This window comes from Dyadobacter sp. SG02 (genome assembly GCF_900109045.1).
Classification (GTDB): Bacteria; Bacteroidota; Bacteroidia; order Cytophagales; family Spirosomataceae; genus Dyadobacter.
Map to the genome: position 1 here is coordinate 1 of NZ_FNYL01000018.1, position 21,247 is coordinate 21,247.

At 46.1% G+C, this 21,247-nt stretch carries 10 protein-coding genes and 1 pseudogene; 9 read left to right on the forward strand and 2 right to left on the reverse strand.

Annotation, left to right across the window (positions count from 1 at the left end; genetic code table 11):
• Positions 1–735 precede the first annotated feature (735 nt).
• Together BMW93_RS36005 and BMW93_RS36165 are read right to left on the reverse strand one after the other, a co-directional pair.
• Positions 736–2,760, reverse strand: a complete 2,025-nt coding sequence (locus tag BMW93_RS36005; protein ID WP_229241046.1) for a hybrid sensor histidine kinase/response regulator transcription factor — start codon at positions 2,758–2,760, stop codon at positions 736–738.
• 1,674 nt (positions 2,761–4,434) lie between these two features.
• A pseudogene (locus BMW93_RS36165) lies at positions 4,435–4,743 on the reverse strand (two-component regulator propeller domain-containing protein); the annotation flags it as partial.
• Between the two features lie 1,075 nt (positions 4,744–5,818).
• Between BMW93_RS36165 and BMW93_RS30940 the strand changes: the two are divergent.
• The 9 genes from BMW93_RS30940 to BMW93_RS30985 all read left to right on the forward strand — a co-directional run bounded on the left by BMW93_RS30940 (position 5,819) and on the right by BMW93_RS30985 (position 21,097).
• Positions 5,819–6,499, forward strand: coding sequence for a response regulator transcription factor (locus tag BMW93_RS30940; RefSeq protein ID WP_090385792.1), 681 nt, complete (start codon positions 5,819–5,821; stop codon positions 6,497–6,499).
• Positions 6,500–6,947: 448 nt separating this feature from the next.
• The gene (locus BMW93_RS30945; protein ID WP_090385794.1) at positions 6,948–7,724 is read left to right on the forward strand and encodes a hypothetical protein; all 777 of its coding nucleotides are present in this window, start codon (positions 6,948–6,950) and stop codon (positions 7,722–7,724) included.
• Between the two features lie 133 nt (positions 7,725–7,857).
• Entirely contained in the window at positions 7,858–12,813 is a 4,956-nt protein-coding gene (locus tag BMW93_RS30950) for a T9SS type A sorting domain-containing protein (RefSeq protein ID WP_090385797.1), read from the forward strand.
• Positions 12,814–12,954: 141 nt separating this feature from the next.
• On the forward strand, positions 12,955–13,347 hold the full coding sequence (locus BMW93_RS30955) for a hypothetical protein (RefSeq protein ID WP_143061748.1): 393 nt from the start codon (positions 12,955–12,957) through the stop codon (positions 13,345–13,347).
• Positions 13,348–13,477: 130 nt separating this feature from the next.
• Positions 13,478–16,651, forward strand: a complete 3,174-nt coding sequence (locus tag BMW93_RS30960) for a T9SS type A sorting domain-containing protein (protein WP_177194249.1) — start codon at positions 13,478–13,480, stop codon at positions 16,649–16,651.
• Between the two features lie 211 nt (positions 16,652–16,862).
• Complete coding sequence (locus BMW93_RS30965; RefSeq protein ID WP_090385806.1) at positions 16,863–17,282, forward strand: hypothetical protein; 420 nt, start codon at positions 16,863–16,865, stop codon at positions 17,280–17,282.
• A 236-nt stretch (positions 17,283–17,518) separates the two neighbouring features.
• The gene (locus BMW93_RS30970; RefSeq protein ID WP_090385809.1) at positions 17,519–18,499 is read left to right on the forward strand and encodes a hypothetical protein; all 981 of its coding nucleotides are present in this window, start codon (positions 17,519–17,521) and stop codon (positions 18,497–18,499) included.
• Between the two features lie 183 nt (positions 18,500–18,682).
• Entirely contained in the window at positions 18,683–20,245 is a 1,563-nt protein-coding gene (locus BMW93_RS30980) for an SdrD B-like domain-containing protein (protein ID WP_090385815.1), read from the forward strand.
• A gap of 324 nt (positions 20,246–20,569) precedes the next feature.
• Entirely contained in the window at positions 20,570–21,097 is a 528-nt protein-coding gene (locus BMW93_RS30985; protein WP_090385818.1) for a response regulator transcription factor, read from the forward strand.
• Positions 21,098–21,247 lie beyond the last annotated feature (150 nt).

The following is a 21,247-nucleotide window of genomic DNA, read 5'->3' on the forward strand; positions in this document are numbered from 1 at the left end:
AAGTAGTCTCCCCATCTATTGCACATTTTCTCATCTTCTCTTGTCAAAACCGTCCGAAATCTACCAATTATTCTCACTGCCTTTTGGATTTGACAGCCGTTAAGATCTAAGTTTCAATATTTTCCGATTGAGAGATATGAAAGCATATATTCTATTCAGATGTCTGGGGCTTTTTGTGTTGATTCTCTCCATAGGTTTCATTCAAGGAGCGGAAATGGCTTTTTCGGGAATAGTAACCACTATTCTTTTTTGGGGTGTCGGGTATATCATCTCACCTGAAAGTAACCAGGAAAAAAATGACCGCGAACCGAATATCCCTACCCGGAAAAATTTTACGCTCTAATGCAATAAAAGCCTTTTTGATAAAATTTCCCCGCATAATTGACAAAAATGCCGTCTACCAACTCATATGCGATTGATTAGGTTTGCGATCTGGCTAATATTGTATAGAACCAATACCCGGCTAGCCGAATAACTCTAAAAGCGAGTGGTAATATGAATCAAAAAGTCATTGGCACAAACCCGACCTCGGTGGCCATCTTCGCGCAGAGCCCTATACTCCGTTACGGTATCAAGGATATGCTAGAGAGCTTGGGCCACGATCACAAAATCAATTGCTTCTCTGAATTTCAAGATTTTATTAAATCCAGGGTAACTGACAGACAGATATTCAGGAAAATTGTTTTTTAAGAATAGCATGCCGTTGTTACCTAAAGGATAACGATAGTATAACCACTAGTCTGGAACCTGCTTTTTTGCCTCGATCGGTGTTTTGCCAAATATTTTTTTGAATTCGATACTAAAGTACCTGCTGCCTTCAAAACCGATCATTGTACCCACCTCGCTAACGCTATAAACCCCCGATTCGAGCAGTTCTTTGGCTTCATTGAACCGGACCGTTTTTATGAAGTCATTGACGGTCATACCGGTAAGTGATCTCAATTTCCTGTACAGGGATGATACGCTCATGCCAGTCTGCATAGCCAACTCGTCGACCCCAAAATCGCGATTGGAAATATTCTCCCTGACAAGCGAGCTGAGTTTAGCGATAAATTCCTCGTTCTTGTCCCGGGCTATTCTTTTGCTTTGTTTTTCGCCTGTTAAGACAGACTCGCGGTAACGGTTTTTCAGCTCGTCTCTCTGCCGGATCAGGTTGCGGATCTTCAATTCAAGGATTCTCGGATCGAACGGCTTGACAAGATAATCGTCCGCTCCCGTGGCGAGCCCTTCGATGATCTGATGATTTTGTGCCCTGGCTGTCAATAGTACGACGGGTATGTGCGAAGTCGTAATACCCTCTTTCAAGTGACTACATACCTGTAAACCATTCATATCAGGCATCATGATGTCGGATAGAACGATGTCGGGGAGATGTTCATTGGCAAGTTGCAGGCCTTGAAGTCCGTTTTCGGCTTCCAGCGTATTGAACTCGCCTTCGAAAAGATCCCTGATGAATACGCGCAGCTGGTCGTTGTCCTCGATGATCAGGATCGTGTTGGTCTTCCTTGTGTCTACGCCGTTGGGATTAACGGGCAGCATTGCAACCATTTCTGCTGGCGTACTTCCAATATAATCGCCGGTTTTCGAAGCAATCTGATCGGGGGAAAAATGCCGGTTTTCACGCAGCATCCGGATCGTTAATGCCGTACTTCCGGGTGTAGATTCACCCGCAAGTTGGCTTTGGGCGGTAAGTTGACCACGGTGCTGCTCTACAATGCTTTTGGAAAGTGCCAGCCCGATCCCATAACCGGGTTTTTCAGAATCTGCCTGGTAATAGTAGGTAAACAGCTTCTGTACATGCGCCTGTGAAATGCCCTTGCCATTGTCCTTGACGGTAATGTCTACTTCATTGGAAGTTTCCACAATGCGCACTTCCACCTTACCGCCTTCGGGCGTGAACTTATAGGCATTGCTGAGCAGGTTGTAAAACACTTTCTGCATCTGGCCCATATCCAGCCATAACAGCACCGGCGTTTCCGGACAAACGAGCGTCGTTTCGATGCCTTTTTCCCTTGCGGTATGCTCGAATGCGGCCATGACGCCTTTCATGATTCTGACAACGTCATACTCCTGCACTTGCAGCCGGACGCTGCCGCTTTGGATCTTACGAAAATCGAGCAACTCGTTGACCAGCAGTGACAGCCGGTCAGAATTGCTCCTTGCGTAGTTTAGATTTCGTTCAACGCTTTGGCCCTCTTTGAACTGCCCATAAGCCTTTTCCAACGGCCCTGAAATCAGCGAAAGGTGCGTCCTGATTTCGTGGGAAACGTTGGTGAAGAAATCGAGCTTAACCTGGTTCAGCGCATTTTCCTTCCGGAACGAGCTTCGGAGCCATAAAAATCTTGTGATGGCGTACACGGCCGATGCGAGTAATAGAATATAGCACAGGTAGGCGTACCACGTTTTCCACCAGGGAGGTAGGATCGTGATTTTTAATCGAAGCGGCTTGGGGTTCCAATAGCCGTCACCATTCGCTGCTTTGGCCAGAAACGTGTAGGTACCCGGAGAAAGGTTAGTATAAGTCGCGCTGGGGGTTTGCACGTAATTCCAGTTCTTTTCAAAACCTTCCAGCGTATAGGCATACCGATTCATTTCCGACCGTCCGTAGCTGAGCAAGGCAAAATCTAACGTAAAGACGTTCTGATCGTGCCGGAATGTGATCTGCTCGCTCACCTCGATAGATTTATCCAAAAGTGCGGTCCGATCACCCACATTTACCTGTCTATTGAATAGTTTCAGCGATGTTAAAACAAGAGGCATCGCCTTGTAGTTACTTATTATTTTGTCAGGGTTAAAGCTAAAAGTTCCCTCACTGGTAGGGAAGTACAGGATTCCGCTTTCGTCATTCAAGGATGAGCCAAAAATTAGCACTCCTCCATAGGGAAGCCCATCCCGATAGTCATAAACTCTTACCCTTCTTTTGCCTGGATGATAGCAGATTAATTTGTATTCACCGTTAAGCCACAAAAAGCCTTTTGAGTCAATTTGGATATCTTGGACATAGCTTAACAATTCCGGAGCGTCGCTGATATGTAGCAAAAAACTGTCGGTTTTGCGGTCATAAAGGAATAGTCCGTTCTGAGTTGCCGCCCAAATCCTTCCTGAATTATCTTCCGCGATGCGGCAGGCAAACAAGTGGTTCCGCATTTCTTTTCGTCGATTGATTTTGACGATCTCCAACTTTTGTGAATTGTGTTTAAATATATAAATATGATATAGTCCACCAAACCACAAATTTCCTTTGGAATCTTCATGCATAGAAAGGAGACTATCGTTGTATTCTATACGTCGAAAATGGTTCGTCCGAGGATCAAAACTTACCAATCCAAGTGCGCAACTTATCCATATTATGCCTCTACTATCGCCAAATAAAGTGCTAATTCTGCTGTTTGGAGGCCGGTTACCCTGGAAAACTTCTTTTGGCAGGTATGTCACTGTCTTTCCAGTTTTCAAATCATACCTGACAAACAAACAGTCGTCTCCTCCACACCATAGAATATTCGAATCATCCAGGAAAAAAGCATAATACTTATCGCCCAAAGGAAAGTTCAGGTTAACTAATTGATTTTCAGTGTTACCTGGTCTAGATATCCAAATTTTATCATTATTGGCAGAAATTGCCCATAGTTTTCCTCCGGCAGTTTTACCAACCTTTCGTGCCTGGTAGAAGTCCGCGGATCTATTTCCTGAAAGTACTGGCCACAGCGAAAAATCAGGAAGATTAGTATTCATGTAGCTGATTCCCTGATAATATGTCCCGATCCAAAGCGCTTTTTGTTGGTCGGTATATACCGACATTAGAGCATCATCGACAAGGGCATAAGGATTGGTCTTCTCCTTGATATGCCACCTGACCTGTTCCGTTTCCGGGTCGAAAAAGACCAAGCCCGACTCTGTGGCCAGCCATAGCTTGTGATTTAGGTCTTCCGCTATTTGGTAAACGGTCGGACGAACCTGATTTTTTTGCACGCTCATTATGGGAAGGTATTGCTGCGTGCTCGTATCGAATCTTACCAGGCCAAGGCCCGTACCAAGCCAGAGGCTACCTTTCCGGTCCAGATATGCACTAAAAATTGTATTGAAAATACCTCCCTTTTCAGACTGCTGTTGACCAAGTGGTTTAACTCTACCATTTTCGAACTTGAAAAGACCATTATCTGTGCCAATCCAAAAACCTCCTTTTGGATCTGCGACAAGACATTTAATTGTTTCCTTCATGTGAATGTCTTCGTGCATAATCTGCATCGAATCATCATCAAAAACGATTCGGCCAAGTTTATGTGCCGTAGCAAACCAAAAATTCTTTTCACAATCTTCGACCAGGCAACTCACCATGCTGGGTAATACTGAACCCGGGTCACTAGGGTCGTGCCGAAAGGTCCTAAAAGAATCAGTCTCACGGTTATATAAACTTAAACCGCCGCCGTCCCCCCAGGTTGTCGCCCATAGTCTACCTTTCGAATCCTGGTAAATTTGGTGAACGTAATCTGAGCCGATTGAGCTTGGGTCACCTGGACTACTCTTATATCTCTTAAAGCTCTTGGAATCGTATCGATAAAGCCCCCGGGAAGTACCAAACCACATGAAACCTTCCTTGTCTTGCGTAATGCTCATTACCGTTGTGATCGGCGCCCCCTCTCTATCGGTAAAATGGCGAAAAACTTGGGCGAACCCAGCTCCGGGCGCGATCCAAAATGTCAGCAACAACAGGTACTGCAAACGAACTGAAAATTTCGCTTGCATGGATGTGGATATTGTAAGAAAGAACCTAAACCATTTAACATCGGCAAAATGACCATAACAGGCAGTTACAAGAACGAGCGGAGCCAGTCGAGAGTACAGTAAAGTTTTCAAGAAAACGGCGGGTTATTTAATCGAATTATTTAAAATAACTTAATAGAAGAGATAGGTATTAGTAATGGAAGGGAGGATTAAAAAATGGGGTTTTGAATGCAGGCTATCTCTAGCGAAATTCACCATCATTAAATATATAATCTGACAAATTAAAACTTCTTCAAGGAAATACTATGGATTCTATATCAACAAACATACCGATTGGTAAGAAATTTTTATAGAAATGCTTCATACAAACCAAGCTAATTAAAAAATTATCGAAATATTTCAATAAATCGTATTGTCAAACAATATATAATAAACTGATTGTCAATGTTTTAATTTTTAAACAAACCCGGCAGCCTAGCTGGGTGATCAAAAATTATCGAAGTATGTCGTGTTTTCTTTTGAAGCCGCTTTTGATAATTGTAGAATATTGATCTTTCTTTCATTCTGTTAACTTATTTGTCATTGGATGACTATAAGAAATAACTCATTGATTATCAGATAAACATATCGAATACGTTTTGCAATCGTTTGGGTTACGTCATCTTTGTATTTTTATAAAATATATATTATTTCCATTTTTTTAGAAAGGCAGTGAATACATGAAACTATTTTCCACTACGACTGTTTATTAATCGAAATAATACGATGATTCCTAAGCTTACTTCTATATCGACACGGCAAAAGGGGTGAAGGATATTACCAACTCAACCTCGTGTGTGTTCGGCCTTTGTCTATTAGCTTACAAAAAATTGCCCCAAAAACCTTCTCTTAATGACGTTGACTGAATAAATAACAGTAATTGACAAGATTCTGTTGGCTGCATTTTTCCACTTTTTTCGATGTTTGTAAATAACAGTAGGGCTTCCAATATCGAATAGCTCTGAATTCTGGTTCATCGCTTTAACGGCTGTGCCTACTCTCCCGGTTGAGCTGGTTAGCTGGCTATCTTTTACAACAATAAATCTATTTTGATAAAATGAAAATGTCACCCACCTACACCAATATAGACCTGATCGCCATTGTCGACCCTCGCCCCATATTCAAAAGAGGTTTCAGGGAAACTTTGATCCAGACACGGGAATCCCTGGAGATTATTGAGGTGGATAATTACACGGAACTGGAAAAAAACTATGCTGACCGCGCCCCGGAGATCATCTTTATTTCCGGCACGGTCCTTTCGGATATGGAAATCATTAGCCTGGCCAGCCGCCTGAGGCGGTACAGCCCGCTTGCCGCGATAGCCGTCTACGATAACCGTAAATCCATCGACTTCCTTCTCACCTTTTTCAAGGAAAGTATTGGAGGGTACCTGCCCGAGGATTTCGATGCGCGCGACCTGGATATGTGCATCAATTCACTGGCGGTGGGACTACACTATGTCAATAGCGAAATTGCCTATCAGCTCATTACCCAAAAATCGACCCTTAGAAAGCAACCACAGGCCAAGTTACTTTCTGGCCTAGAAATAAAAGTGGCCGGGTGTTTGATCAGGGGCATGAGCACCTCCGAGATCGCACACACCCTGGACAGACGCAGTTCGACGATAAGCACTGTCAAATCGAATATTTATAGAAAAACCAATGTGCATAACATTATAGACCTGGCCAGGGTCTTAAAAAAACAAGATGCACCCTTTGAAGTTTTTCAAGAGAAATGACATAGGATCGCGCCTTAAATCCTGGAATTCATTGAAAAAAATCAGTTTGACCAAAAATGGATGTGAAATTGACAAGATATTTATGCACGGTTTGTAAGCAATATAGAAATATTTGCAAGCCGGATAAATAGAAGTTATTTGACGATTTGAAACTATATCGACAAAAGGCCTTGCCTTGGAATCACCGCTGTCAAATTACAAGTTCATCATGTCTAAAACCAAAATACATCGGGGCAAATAATTGCCCAAGTCTGAATTTTAAGAAAGTCCGAAAGTGATTCGTATATAGAGAACCGTTCTTTGTATGCCTGGATTTATTTTGCCCTTGTTTTCGCTATATACACTTACTCTGGTAGAGAGCAGGTTCGTTCGGTTTACCATTAACCCGCCGGCACTACCGTCCGCCATGCGGAGCTAGCTTGCATTTTTTTATTTAACTAACCATAACATGAAAAAAAAGTTACGCAGTGGCCTGGCGATCCTTGCCCTGACAATGCTCGGCCTGTCAGGGGCCCGGGCGCAGTCACCAGGGGGCGTCTCGGCCAACTTGAAAATCCGGCTCAGGCTGGAGACCTTCACCCCATCCAGCTGGACGGATGCGTCCGGTTCGGGAAACAATTTTACCCAGACAAATGCAAGCCGGCAGCCGTTCATGGTCCCGGCATCAGGGGTGGAGAAGTACAACTTCAACATGGTTGGCGACTTTGGTACAACTGGCAGCGACGTCCGCTTCATGGCGATCCCGGTCGGCAAGCCTTACTCGGCAAACGGTACCAACAGTTCGATTTTCACGGTGAATCTGGATCGCGGGGTGGGAGGATATGCGGACATTCTTGGATTTGGCGCTACAACTACAACAGCCAATCTTACCACTGCTAATTTTCCCATATTCACCCGATCGGGGACCAATGCGCTTACCTACCCCTACTCGGACGCCTCCCCGGCTTTGCCAGCGGTGGTGGCTAAACGTTTGTATTTGAATGATGTATCCTATACTGTAGGGACTGCTGGTATTAAGCATGGCCAGAATGGTACAACAAGGTCAAATACGCAAACGTTTTCAGCTGTGTATGCTCAGCACGCTAACGGGGCTATTTTGGGTTCACAGCCTGAAGTAAGAAACGGTTTGATCAGAGAGTTGATCGCTTACGAACGCGATTTGACCGAAGCGGAAAAGATCAGGGTACGCAGCTATACGGCCATCAAATACAGCTCTTCACATTAACACCCGCCTGTCGGTATGTTTCTCCTCTTACCGTTAGGTCGGCGATAAGTACAAGCTGCCTGTCCTAATTTCAACAGGCCTTGATGAGCGCCATCTGCAACTTACATGTACACTTCACCTAAATATTGTCGCAATGGAAATCGCCAATTTTTACAGTCCGATGTCAAGAAAAGCATTACTGAGTCTAATCCTTGTTCTAAGCGTATCTTTTGCCTGGGGACAACAGCGTTATATTTACCTTCATCACAATGCTACGGATGAAAATTCAAGCCCGGATTTTAATTTTACGGTAACCGGTCCGGGTGGTTTTAATCAAACTTATACGCTCAACGACCGACATGTTGACAACAATGTCCGGGACCTTGGGGCAACCAACAACGGAAGATTATGGGCGATAATGGGCAGCGGAGCGGATGCACCAATCTATTATCGTAACGCCGGTTCAAGCAGTTGGCAACTGTTACCCGGTGGCGCCTCCGGTATAAATATAGACGGTGGTCCGGCCAATGCAAACATTCACAGCAATAGTTCTGGGTTGGCATATTATTACGATGGGGCGACCTTCTACAATACAGGAGCAATCCGTGCCGGCGATGTGGCTATGGACAAAACCACTAACCGGGTATTCCATGTAAGAGCTACGGGAAGCGATGCGGGCGATGTCTATCAAAAAATTGTTTCTATGGGTACATGGAATTTAATGAACAATGTCAAAGCGTCCAGAATTGACGTCGCACCGAACGGGGATCTGGTCTCGGCATCGCTTTCGCCTACTAACGGCAATGTCTATTTGACAAACTTCAATGGTGACAATGTCCGGAACCTGGGCGATCCAGGTAATACGGGTACAGCCGCGACGGATGTCGCAGTTGGTGAGGACGGGGTTATCTATGCAATCAAAGCGATCTTTGATGGGGTGTTCGTTTACAGGTATAATGGTGGATACGCTGCGGGAGGTACATGGACCCAGGAACCGTCAAGTCGCCAGGGCCAGAACATTACCGGCGGATCGAACGGGCAGATGTGGACCAGTGGAGGATATCCTACGGGCACGGCATACAGAAATATTTATACCAGGACCCCGGATGGCTTTTGGATAGACGACGAACCTATAAAAACCACTGCCTCAAACGTTGTGATGATCCCGGTTCCCTCGGATGGTGCTTACACCATTACTGAAAATGCCGTTTCTGGCTGGGCCCTCGGGGCGATTGATATTTATGATCCCAATAATAACACAACCTCAATCGATATTCCAAATGGAACAGTAACCGCAAATGTTGAAAGCGGGGAAGTTGTCCATGTAGTTTACAAAAATCAGCTGATACAGACATTTACTGTCGGAAATGATTGCGCTTCGACAGCCTACCTAGAAACTTTCGGCACCGGCAACGAGCCCACAGTTGGGGCTGCCCTTATTGGTCAGACTAACTACCATTACCTGGGCATTCAAGGAGAAACCATCCGGGATGGTTATTACACCGTCGCCAGTAACAGCGTCCAGCCAGGATTTGGACCAAAAGGAGGTAATTTTAAAGACCACACAGCAGGCGACGGCACCGGACGTATGATGCTGGTGAATGCCAGTTATGACAAGGGTATCTTTTTTACCCGCAGGTTCAACGGCTTGCTGCCGGGTGTGGCTTACAGCTTTTCGGCGTGGGTGATGAACATCAGTAATACCACCATCAAGCCAAACGTTCTGTTTCAGGTGGTTAACCCGGTTACCCGCCAGGTGCTGGCCAGCTACAACACCGGGGATATCACCTCGTTCGGTAAGTGGGCAGAAGCGCAACTGCTTTTTACGGCCACCCTGGGTGAGGTAGACCTTATTCTTTCCAATAATAATATTGGGGGGGAAGGAAATGATTTGGCATTGGATGATATCAGGTTCAGCCTGGCTACGCCCACGACCCCGGTCACAGCGCTTGGGAATTGCAATGGCTCCACAAAGACACTCCAGATCACTTCCCCGCTGGGAAGTCAATTCGAGTATAGTATCGATGGGGTGAATTATCAGGCTAATCCTGCATTCCAGGTAGGTACCGGAACCTATCCCATCACTGCCCGGTACATCGGATCGATCGGAGGCTGTGTGACCCTGCCGGTTACACAGGTGGTAAGCCTTGATGATTGTCTGACACCTTTCAACTGTTCCAACCTGGCCTATCAGGTAAGCGGACCTAATACAGGAAACTCGAATCTTTACAGTTACAATGTAGCGACAGGCGCCCGAACGCTTATGGGCGCGCTCCCGGCCAGGATTAATTCCATAGGTTACAACACTTTGGACAACTATATCTGGGGGATGAATGTGCTCACCAACCAGGTCGTAAAGGTGGGGTCTAATGCTGCGCTTGAAACATATACAGTTCCTAATTTGCCCGCTCCGACAGTCAGCGAATACTACAACGTGGGAGAAGTTTTTGGAGATGGTTATTTGTTTATCTACAGCCGATTAGGTGCAAGATATTTTGTAGTTGACATTAATCCTGCCAGAACGGCGACTTACCTGCAGCTGGTGGACCCGACTGCCTCTTATGTATTGGATGCTGCTCCATACGGGAACACCTTTACAGGTGCTGCCAGCCTGGATATTTCAGACATTGTCTACAATTCTTCAAATGGACTTTTGTATGGCATTATTGACGCACAAAGTACAACGAATGCATACCGAAGGTTTACGATAAATCCGGTAACAAGACAAGTAACAATCGCCGCTGCGACCGTTGCGGGCGGGGGGATACAGAATAATGAAAAAATAGCTTTTGGTTCCACTTTTATCGACCAAACAGCAAATACTTTTTATGTGTTTGCCAATACACTGGGGGGATACTACAAAATCGACATGACAACAAATGCCGCAACCCTGGTATCGGTCGCCCCCACTGGAGGAGCAAGTAACAACGATGGTGCCAGTTGTCCGGACGCGTTTTTGACCGCTTCGATTACAGGTAATGTATTTCATGACCCGAATGCAGGAAATGTTAATAACAGTACGGGAAGCTCCAATACGGTACCTTCCGGCCTTTTTGCCAATCTTGTCGGTACCGATGGGAATGTGGCAGCTGTCGCGCCCGTTAATGTATCTGGCATATACGGCTTCACAAGTATTGCAGCAGGGAATTATACCGTTGTTTTGAGTACAACAAATGGGACAGTTGGGTCTGAGGCGCCCGCTGCAAGCCTTCCTGCGGGATGGGCCAATTCCGGCGAGTTCAATGGCGCGGAGAATACAGGCAACACGGCCCCGGTCGATGGGATCAGCCCTGAATTTACCGTCGGTGTCAACAGTACCGATGTTAATTTCGGCATCCAGCAGCCTCCCGTGGCTGATGTTAAATCGTTTACATTACCTGCTACTCCGGCAGCCAATTCTACTATTCAGTTGGGCCTTGGCGGGGATGTTAATTCCGGGAATACCCCGGCGAACCTGACCGGAAACGACCCAGATGGGGGAGTGTTGAACAGCACTACGGCCCCGTATGGCGTTACCATCAATACCTTACCGGTCAATGGTACGCTGATTTATGACGGAGCGCCGGTCACAACACCTGGGATGCTGATTACTAATTATGACCCCACAAAACTGGAATTCCAGTTCACAGGCTCGGGTTACAGTGACGTTGCATTCAGCTATTCCGTCCACGATGCGGTCGGCTCGGTAAGCGCACCTGCTAGCTACGCGATCGGGTGGACCGGCCCTGTTACCGGAACACTCGTTTCAGGCTCGGTATTCCATGACCCGGATGCAGACAATGTCAACCATAGTTCCGTAGGTGCAAATACAGTTCCTTCCGGACTTTTTGCCAACCTGGTGGGGGCTGATGGAAATGTCGTCGCCGTGAACGCCGTAAACCCTGACGGAACTTACCAGCTTACTGGCGTCTCGCCAGGCGACTACACGATCGTTTTGAGTACAACCAGTGGCAGTATAGGTGCCAAAGCCCCTGAACCAAACCTTCCAGCCGGATGGATCAATACCGGTGAGTTCAATGGCGCTGAGAACACCGGTAACGAGGCCCCAGTCGATGGGATCAGTCCTGTATTCACCGTCGGTGTCAATAGTAATAGTGTCAATTTCGGTATCCAGCAGCCGCCGGTCGCTGATGTTAAATCGTACACGGTACCCAATGCCGCGTTCAGTTCGGTACCCCCGGCTTCATACCCGGCAGTGCCGGCTTATCTGGCCATCCAGGCATCGTCGGCAAACCTTACAGGTTACCCTTCCGGCGGCTCGCTGTCCGGATCGGACCCGGAAGATTGTCCGGCCGGGGAATGTAATACGGGCAGTGGCACCACCTTCAATATCGACGCCATTTCACCAACTACCCAGCTCTATTATGACTTCGGCACAGGGCCTTTGCCGATAGACGTGACAAGCGGGCCGGTAAGTATCGCAAGCTTCGAGGTCGCCAAACTGATGATCTATGGCGTAGTCGGTAGCGGTACGGGCGCCAACCTGATCGGGTTCACCTATTCGATCACAGATCAGGCAGGTGCCACCAGCGCCGCGGCAAGTTACACCATCCAGACCGAAGCCCCGATGCCGGTAACATTGATCAGCTTCCAGGCTCAACTTGAAGGCCAGACTGTAAACCTGGCGTGGGCCACATCCACCGAGCAGAACAGTATGGGCTTCGAGATACAGCGCAGCACCAATGCATCGGCCTGGTCGAAAGTAGGGTTTGTGGCTTCAAAGTCGCTTGAAACGGGAAGTACCAGCAAACTTGACTACGTTTTTGCTGATAAGGTCCCGCTCGAAGGCACCAGCTATTACCGTTTGAAAATGTTCGACTTTGACCAGAGCTTTGCTTACAGCCAGATCCGGTCGGTCAGTAGTGAAGCTGGGGCGGGCGTAATCTTGTATCCAAACCCTGTCTCAACATCATTATTTATTAAGAACCTGCCAGCTGAGAAAGTAAGCCGGATAGTGGTGCTAAATCTTGATGGACGCATGGTGATTGATCAGCGCGGCATGCCAGCACGCGGAATAGACGTATCTAGGTTACCGGCAGGTGCCTACATTGTCGACATCAAAATGCAGGACGGAAGCCACTCGAAAACCAAAATGGTCGTCGGCCGTTGATTGAACTCGGGCGAATAACTACCCCAATTTGCCCTTACTTATAACCAGCCCCAAAGTACCTGCTTCCTTGTTTAATCACAGGGAGGCAGGTACCAAACCATTCAGACCATCTCGAATAATTGACTTCTACCATTCTTTACAATGAATCTTTTTAAAAAAATCAGGGCCGGTCACCGCGCTATGCTCCTTTTGATCGAAACGTTTCTGCTTTGGTTTTGGGCGGTAGGCTCCCTGAATGAATTAGTCAAAATGGCAATATTCGTCAAGGCGGTAGTAATCCTTGCAGGCACGCTGATAACCGCCCTGGCCGGCTACAGATCCGGTATTTTCAAGATCCTGATCGCCATTCTGTTCTCGACCATTTGGGCGATCCTGATGCACAGGGTCTTGACCGATGCCCCATTCATTAAAATCAACCCCTGGGGTGGTTTCTGGCTAGCCTTTACGGTATCGCTTACGGTGAATAAAGCCCTAATAGGGGATAGCCGCCGGCGGCCGGGTTTGGATAGCAGTCCGGTAACGGACGGTTCATAAACATAGTTTCTACCGCATTGCGAATCAGAGCGGTAATACCAACATCAACAAAGGGCAATCCTGCCCGAGGGTAATACAGTGGTTTCTCGAGTGCACTTCAAAATATGTTTAACTTAAATCGATGTATGCTATGGTAAACATTAAAAAATCCGGCAATCTTCTAAGCACAAGGTGCGGCAGCCTCGTTCTTGCTGCGATCATGAAAATGAATTTTGTATTAAGCACCACCCTTTTAATGGTCATCATTGGCGGCAACACAAGGGTATTCGCCCAGGGCGGCTGTTATGGTATGTCTGGCTGTCAGGATTACAGCAATTTTGGCTACGCTTCAACCACAGCTGCTACTTTGGAATACGATAACTATGTGTCAGCCTGGCACTCCTCGGGTGTAAGGGATATCGACGGAACCTTTAAGGTTTGGGGGGAGCTATCCCAGGCGAGTGGTGCAGGCGCACACATGATACCCACTGCGGTTAACGCTACCAACTATCCGGGCTTGACAGGTACCCCTCTGAAGCTAGGTGTGGGTAGTAGTAGCCGTAATAATGTGCAGTTTGTTATGCTCACTGATGATAACAAACTTTGGGTGTGGGGCAGGGCCGGCGCAGTGGTAGATGCATCTCTTACTACAAATATCGATAATGTTATTGTTGAAACCGGACAAGCTGCTGTAAGCGTGACACCATTTCAACAGTTAAGTCTTGGATTGCCAAGCGGGGTAACGGCCTCGAACGTAAAAATGATGTATGTTGGATTACGGAATATTGTTATTACGACTTGTAATGAAGGCAATGTGTATGTATTAGCGCAAAATTCTTGGCTGAGTGGGCCGGGAGGAAGCAACACTACTTGGGCGAAAGTTCAAAAGGATGCGACGGCAGGTGGGGGCGATCTGAGTGGAATAGTTGCCACACGAGGTGCAGGGGGAAATTCCCTGATAGCGTTGGATAATTCAGGCGGGCTTTGGGTATGGGGCGTAAATACATGGAATGGTATTTCCACCTCTGCCGCGTCAAGGAATCGTCCGGTTCCAATGGCACTCCCCTCGGGTGCCACAGGTAACATAAAGATGGTGGGCGCAACCAATGCAGGTCTAAGCCAAACATATTATGTACTTTACGAGAATGGAAATCTATACGCATTGGGTTCAAATACCCAAAAGCAATTGGGCAACTGGGATCCTGCCTGGGTTGAAGGTTCTTCTGCCACCGATCAATCAACTTGGGTTCAGCCTCGTTACGGATCGGCTTCGGGAGCAGTCATGAACGATATCAAATGGTTATCTCCCAATGAGCATGATTCCATTTACGGCTTTATCAACGTATTGACGAATGGGAAAAAGATATATAACTGGGGAGAAGAAGGTGGTTATGCTTTAGGAAGAGGTGTGCATGCCAGCGTAAGCGGCGCGACGCCCGTCGATCCTGGCCAGCCTATAAGTTTTGAGTCCGGCTATTCCAACGATCAAATTATCTCGTTAGAGACAGGAGGACACACCACCATGATGTTACGGGAATGTGAGGATGATTTCGGTTACATGGGGCACCGCATACATGGTAGCATGGGGGACAATATTGATGCGGATGTGACTGATAATACCGTCCATTTCCGTACCAGTGCGGTACAGGTTTGTGGTGCCGTTACCACGGATGTTTCTCTTTCAGTATCTACCGCGGGGCCATATATCGCCGGAACGCCTGCCACATTTGTGGGGATACCTGCCGGTGGTACTTATTCCATCGATGCAAGCCTTACCACGGCCACCGGCGCAACGATCAATTCAACCACAGGTGTGGCTACGGTTCCTAATGGTGGAACATTGAGGGTTAACTACAATTATAGTGGTTCTGCTTGCGGGCCAATTGTGGTGAACCAGCTAATCAATATAGAACGGATGATCTCGATTCCGGGCAATGTTTGGATAGATGCCGATGGTGATGGAATCATTGATGGCGGGGAAAATGCAACGGCCAACGGGTTCTGGGCAAATCTGCTTAACGCACAAGGTGAGGTCATTGTATCTGTGCCCGTCAATGCAGACGGTACCTACAACATTTCTCTGCGGAGCGATCAATTGACGAGACTGGGAGATTTCACAGTGGTATTGACCAATAGCAGTCAGGCTGTCGGTGCGGTTGTTGCAGCAGGTGCCCCTCAGAACGGCTATCAACATACTGGAACCAACCGCGGCGGTACTACTTCTGTTCTTCCCACAAATAACACAGGTTCAATAAATGTCGGTAGTCTGAGTTCATTACCATTGAGCACAACGTCTTTGAATCCTGTTAACTTTGGAATCCAAACTCCGCCGGTTGCTGATCCTAAGGCATATATTGTAGCCAACTCTGCTTTCAGTAGCACACCTCCTGGAACATTTCCTCCTGTAACCGGCTATCAGGCCATTCCTGCAAATTCAACGGCTCTTGTAGGTACTCCCCCTATCACAACATATCCGACTCTTGGGTCGCTTTCAGGCTCAGACAGGGAAGATTGCATAAGTGCAGGGGATTGTAATACAGGTACAAGCACTACGTTCACGATTGAAGCGATTAATCTCAATACAAAAGTATACTACGATTTTGGATCTGGGCCGGTAGAAGTAACAGGGGATACTGATATTCCAAACTTTAATGTAAACAACCTGGTGATCTACGGAGAAAATGGTGCAGGAATGGCGGGTAGCGAATTTGGCTTTACTTATTCAATTACGGATAAGGCAGGAGTTACAAGTCAACCGGTATCTTATATCATTCAAACAGAATCTGCACTTCCTGTAACACTAATCAGCTTTAATAGCGATCCGGAGGGGCAGACCGTGAAACTTACATGGAGGACGTCGAATGAGACAAACAGCGAAGGATTCGAGGTTCAGCGTAGCAGAGACTCCCACACCTGGATGAAAATCGGACATGTCGAATCGCAGAACAGTAATAGTAATGCTGAAATAACATATCAATTCGATGATACGACACCATTGAAGGGAATTAACTACTATCGTCTGAAGATGATAGATTTGGATGGTACTTTTGCATATAGTCGCATCAGCTCACTTCTGGCTGGTAAACCTGAGCAAACTATGACCACTTATCCAAACCCTGTGGTTAACGGTAGGCTGACAATAAATGTATCATTCACCGGATTGTATCATGCCGAAGTGTACAATCTAAGTGGTGTGCGGGTATTGCAGAACAAGATGGGAATGAGCCGTGAGCTAAACGTAAGTAAGCTTGCTTCTGGCATGTATGTGCTACGTGTTAAGTCTGCAACAGGAGAAGTCGAGACGAGCACGTTTGTTGTGAAATAGAAATCGATAATTCAGAACTATAAAGGGGGTAAAGCTATTGTTTCACCCACTTTATCGTTTTAGATGTGTATTACTCGAAACTACTTGATAAAGACTGGGTCAGTTTCGCCTGCTTTGTTCTGGAAATCCGGGATAGCCCATTCCGACAGTAATTTTAAAAATACAAGCAGTAGCAGGTCTGATCCTGCTACTGTTTTTAATGTTAAATAATATGCTTCACATTTTCATTGCCTATTTCGGTCTGATCGCCTCGTTTTCCCCTCTGGTTCAGCCGGTCAAAACCACCTCGAGTCCCGGTATCGATGAACTTTACCAAACAGCGGACGCAGGATATTTCTTTGCATTACAACAGGTGCCTTTGTCGCAAAAGCAGTACATCTTTACGGCTGATCCGTTAAAACGGGCTGTTTACATTGACCAGGGGCAAATGGTGCCGTTAAGCTACACGATGACCGTAAAGAGCAGTAGCGGATTTGATATGTATTTTTCCGCTACGGGTTATAACATCATCTTATCCGTCAAAGAACAGTCGGTAATCGACGGCGAAACAGTGGAATACAAGGGATACTTATCTGTTCGCCACGGTAGGCAGAAGGACAGATACGCTGTACACGGTATCCATAACCGATGAAATTAAATGGTAGGGGAAGCAAAACCGTACTAATCCACCAAGATTAAACATGAAACTGCCAACCATACCAGCTATAAATATGCGAATTCCTTTCTGAATTACATCAAAGAAGCGAAAAATGGCGCTTTGACAAGATAGCTACTGTTAATTGGCAAGATTCAACTGCATACAAATTGTAGAATTAATACACTTTTGCATTAGAACTTATTCTGTATCAGTAACGCAATCTCAATTCGATGGAAAGTCTTCAAACTATCAGGAACCTCGATCTGATGGACCTTAGCAGCAGGTCTATTGATTTGGCCCAGCCCATAGGCCAGCTTACCTCGTTATCACGCGATGAAATATTCGAACTGATCGACGTTCTTCCGCCGTATTATGCCTTGAAAGATGTTGCCGTTAGCCCTGGCAACTTTGCCGTTGCCAGGATCCGGACCGAGCAGCCTCTGGGGCATGAAGTTTTCCCCATTTCAACATCCGAAGCAAGCCGGCATATGGCCATTCTGGGTTCAGTGTGCTGCGCGGTAGCAAACCCTGTCAAACAAAAGCATTATTACCTGGCAAATACCGGGACTTTCACCCGGGGCACGGAAGATACCTTTTGGATCGGAAACGAGTTGATAGTGATGGCAGAGTGCCTTTCATTCGGAAAAAGAGGGGCCTGTGTCCGCGCCTGCCTGTTGAACCACCAGCATCAGCTCATTTGTGGAATAGATGTCAGCTATCACGTCATCCATCATAGCTTGTTTGAACGTATATACACTTGCGGTAATGCCGGCACCCCGTCAGGTGACTTCGGGCGGGACAACCCCTACACGACTAAAAACCCTCTTGCCGATGTTAGCATATCGGACACCGGGGCATCGGCCTGGCTGCGCGAAATAACTAGTAAAAACTGTCAAGGCCACTTTCCCAAATTCCCGACGCTGCCTGTGGCGATCCTGGTAGCATCCGTGTTTGACTTGATTATCATGTATATTCACCATCTCACAGGGGATCGCGCACTGAAGGTATTAGTCCGGGAGAGCACACTTCTGGCTGAAAATCTGGCATTCTCGGGCGAGACCGTAGAGTTGCACGCACGCCTGCAAGAAAGCTCAGGTAATAGGTTTAAGGTGCAATGCGTAGCCCAAACGACAGATGGGAAAAATATCGGGGATGTCATAGCTATCATTGAAACCGTTCGAAATAACTTCGATATGGATTTCCATCTTTAACCTCAGTGCAACTTATAAAAAGACAATTTTATAATATCAATAATACAATGTTTTGTAGTATAGAACCAAGTCCATGATTTTGCTGCTTGCAAAATTCTGCCTTTTGACGAAATAACACTGCCTTTTTGACAAATTCCTTTCGGTATACCCAGCCTTTGGAGGGATAAATTTGCATCGCTTTCCATGTTAGTATTTTTACACGGGGGCGAGAGCGAATTGAATTTAAATTTTACATTAACAATGAGAATAGTAAATTTTACAGAAAAGGTTATTGCCCTTACATTACTGGTTACGAGTAGTATTTCATACGCTCAAACACCAGCCTTAACAGGAACGGTTACCGGGGTGGTTTGGAAAGACAGCAAACCAAGCGACGGATTAAGAGCACCATCTGAAACAAAAGTGGCTGGAATACTGGTGAAACTTTTGACGGTTGACACAGGAGAGGTCGTTTCGACTGCTTTGAGTAATGAGAATGGAGAATATAGCCTGAATGCAAATGCCGGGACTTACATGATTGAGTACGTATATCCTACGGACGGCTTCACAGCCGCATCGCAACGGGTGGGCGCAGATAATACTATCAATAGTGCAGCCGACGCAGATAACCTTACGGCGCCGTTTTCGGTTGCCGACAACCAGACAATTTCGGAATATGGCCTGGGACTCGTTGCGAAAGAAAATACCATTACCTATTGTACCCAAAAAGAATCGGTTACTACCGAATGGAGCCAAAACTTGATGCTTCCCAAATCAACAGTAACCCCGGTCCCATTAAATGTGAAAATCTTCGCAGCGGAAGCAGTGTATCATCCGGTTATTGGAGTAGAAAATACCGCCACAGCCGCCGGGTACAGCATTACGGCTGCCGGAAAAGTCACCATGACAATACCAATAAACCCGGCGTCATTGGTTATGAACAGCGATGTAACTGTCGGTGGAACTCTTGGGGACTACGATGGTGACCAAGATTACAATGGGACATCGGGGATTTCATTTTTCAACAGGTATTCCTTCGCAAATACTAGCCCGGCTAGAAGTACTAATAATGCGGCTATAATCGCGACAAATTTCGTCGGCTCGGGCAATGATGTGTTTACTATACCAACACTCGCTCAGAGCTCGGTTGCTATAACAGGAAGCGGTAACCTGGAAACGTTCGTAAGAACCTACGTAAGTGCCGGTGCCTGTGTTGTCTACACCTATGAAGAAGGGGCACTTCCGGTCACGTTAGTATCATTCAATGCCCAAAAAAGAGAAAATGCCGGGGCATTGGAATGGAAGACATCTTCGGAGACCAATAGCGATCGATTTGAAATTGAAAGAAGCAGTCAGGGGAAAAATTGGGAAAAAATAGGTACCGTACAGGCCGCAAAAGAAAGCTCAGCATTATTCAGCTATTCGTTTCTGGACACCGCGCCTTTACATGGGCAGAACCTGTACCGTCTTAAAATGATCGATAGTGACGAAACATTTGCTTACAGCCATATTCTAAACCTGGATTTTAAAAATAACGCCCGGTTGGTCGTTTACCCTAATCCAGCATCGGAAAAGATTCAGGTTAAATCGGACAGCGAAAAGGAGGTATCAAAAATCGAAATCTATAACCGATCAGGAGTGCTGACGGCACAGTCAATAGGGAATAACTTTGTTGATGTTTTAAAGCTCAGCACTGGCACATACTCGGTTAAAGTATATTATAAGGCTGGTTTCAGCGAATCACAGAATATTATGATTGTAAAATAGGTTCCACTTAATTTTAATAAATACACACATTATGCCGGGTCGGGTTTAACGGCCTGGTAATTTTTTTGTGTCAAATACGGCTTAATTATAACATACCGAGCTAAGAACCTCTGTTTCTGCATGTAATCCTTCGCGTAAACGTGGTGGCCGGACTCAGAGCCCTAATTGAAAAGCCCTTCCGAAGATCAATGACAAGATTCTCACGTAAAATTGGCAGAATTTACCCCTGTCATTTTCCGCGCAACTAAGTAGGTTTACCTACTGCTTCCACGCTGTAACAGCCAATATCCGTAACCGGGAAAACCGCTTAAGACCAATAATAGTATGCACCAAAAAATCATTGATGCCGAGCTAACCTCGGTGGCTATTATAGAGCCGAGCCCCATACTTTGTTATGGAATGAAAGGCTTGCTCGAAAGCTTCGGCCAACGTTACAAGATCAGTGAATTCTCTACTACCCGCGACTATTTAAAATGTCACGCTAAGGGGCATGTAGATATTGTCATCATTGGCTTGGGAGACTGTTCGGAAAAGACCGCTATAACTTCAATTCGGCAGGTTCGAAGCCGGGACCCTTTTGTGAAAATCATAGTCCTGGATTGCATATGCTCTGTTGAGCGCATCAGCTGTTATTTTCGCGAAAAAGCCAATGCCTACCTTCCGGAGAATTGCAGTCTGTCCGGCTTTGAAGAATGCCTTATCAAAATCAGGTCGGGCAACTTATATGTCACTTATGAAACAAGTCAGCAAATATTGGCCTATAATTTAAAGGTTCAAATGCCTGTTTCAAGGTCGCAGGGGCGGAGAATACATTTTGAGACGCGTCTCACCGAACATGAGATTCAGTGTTGAATGTGATCTTTCGTACAAAAAAGGCTTGTCCACAATGTGCTGTGTTTTTGAAGGAATAAATGAATTGTTCCGATTAAAATTAAATTCTTGCTATTCAGTAACCAATTAACATTAATCATACCTATGGGCTTATTATCTTTTATTAAAGGC

Coding starts and splice junctions, on each gene's coding strand:
- BMW93_RS30950 (WP_090385797.1), top strand. CDS start 7,858: ATGGAAATCGCCAATTTTTACAGTCCGATGTCAAGAAAAGCATTACTG.
- BMW93_RS30940 (WP_090385792.1), top strand. CDS start 5,819: ATGAAAATGTCACCCACCTACACCAATATAGACCTGATCGCCATTGTC.
- BMW93_RS30965 (WP_090385806.1), top strand. CDS start 16,863: ATGCTTCACATTTTCATTGCCTATTTCGGTCTGATCGCCTCGTTTTCC.
- BMW93_RS30970 (WP_090385809.1), top strand. CDS start 17,519: ATGGAAAGTCTTCAAACTATCAGGAACCTCGATCTGATGGACCTTAGC.
- BMW93_RS30985 (WP_090385818.1), top strand. CDS start 20,570: ATGCACCAAAAAATCATTGATGCCGAGCTAACCTCGGTGGCTATTATA.
- BMW93_RS30980 (WP_090385815.1), top strand. CDS start 18,683: ATGTTAGTATTTTTACACGGGGGCGAGAGCGAATTGAATTTAAATTTT.
- BMW93_RS30960 (WP_177194249.1), top strand. CDS start 13,478: ATGGTAAACATTAAAAAATCCGGCAATCTTCTAAGCACAAGGTGCGGC.
- BMW93_RS36005 (WP_229241046.1), bottom strand. CDS start 2,760: ATGCCTCTTGTTTTAACATCGCTGAAACTATTCAATAGACAGGTAAAT.
- BMW93_RS30945 (WP_090385794.1), top strand. CDS start 6,948: ATGAAAAAAAAGTTACGCAGTGGCCTGGCGATCCTTGCCCTGACAATG.
- BMW93_RS30955 (WP_143061748.1), top strand. CDS start 12,955: ATGAATCTTTTTAAAAAAATCAGGGCCGGTCACCGCGCTATGCTCCTT.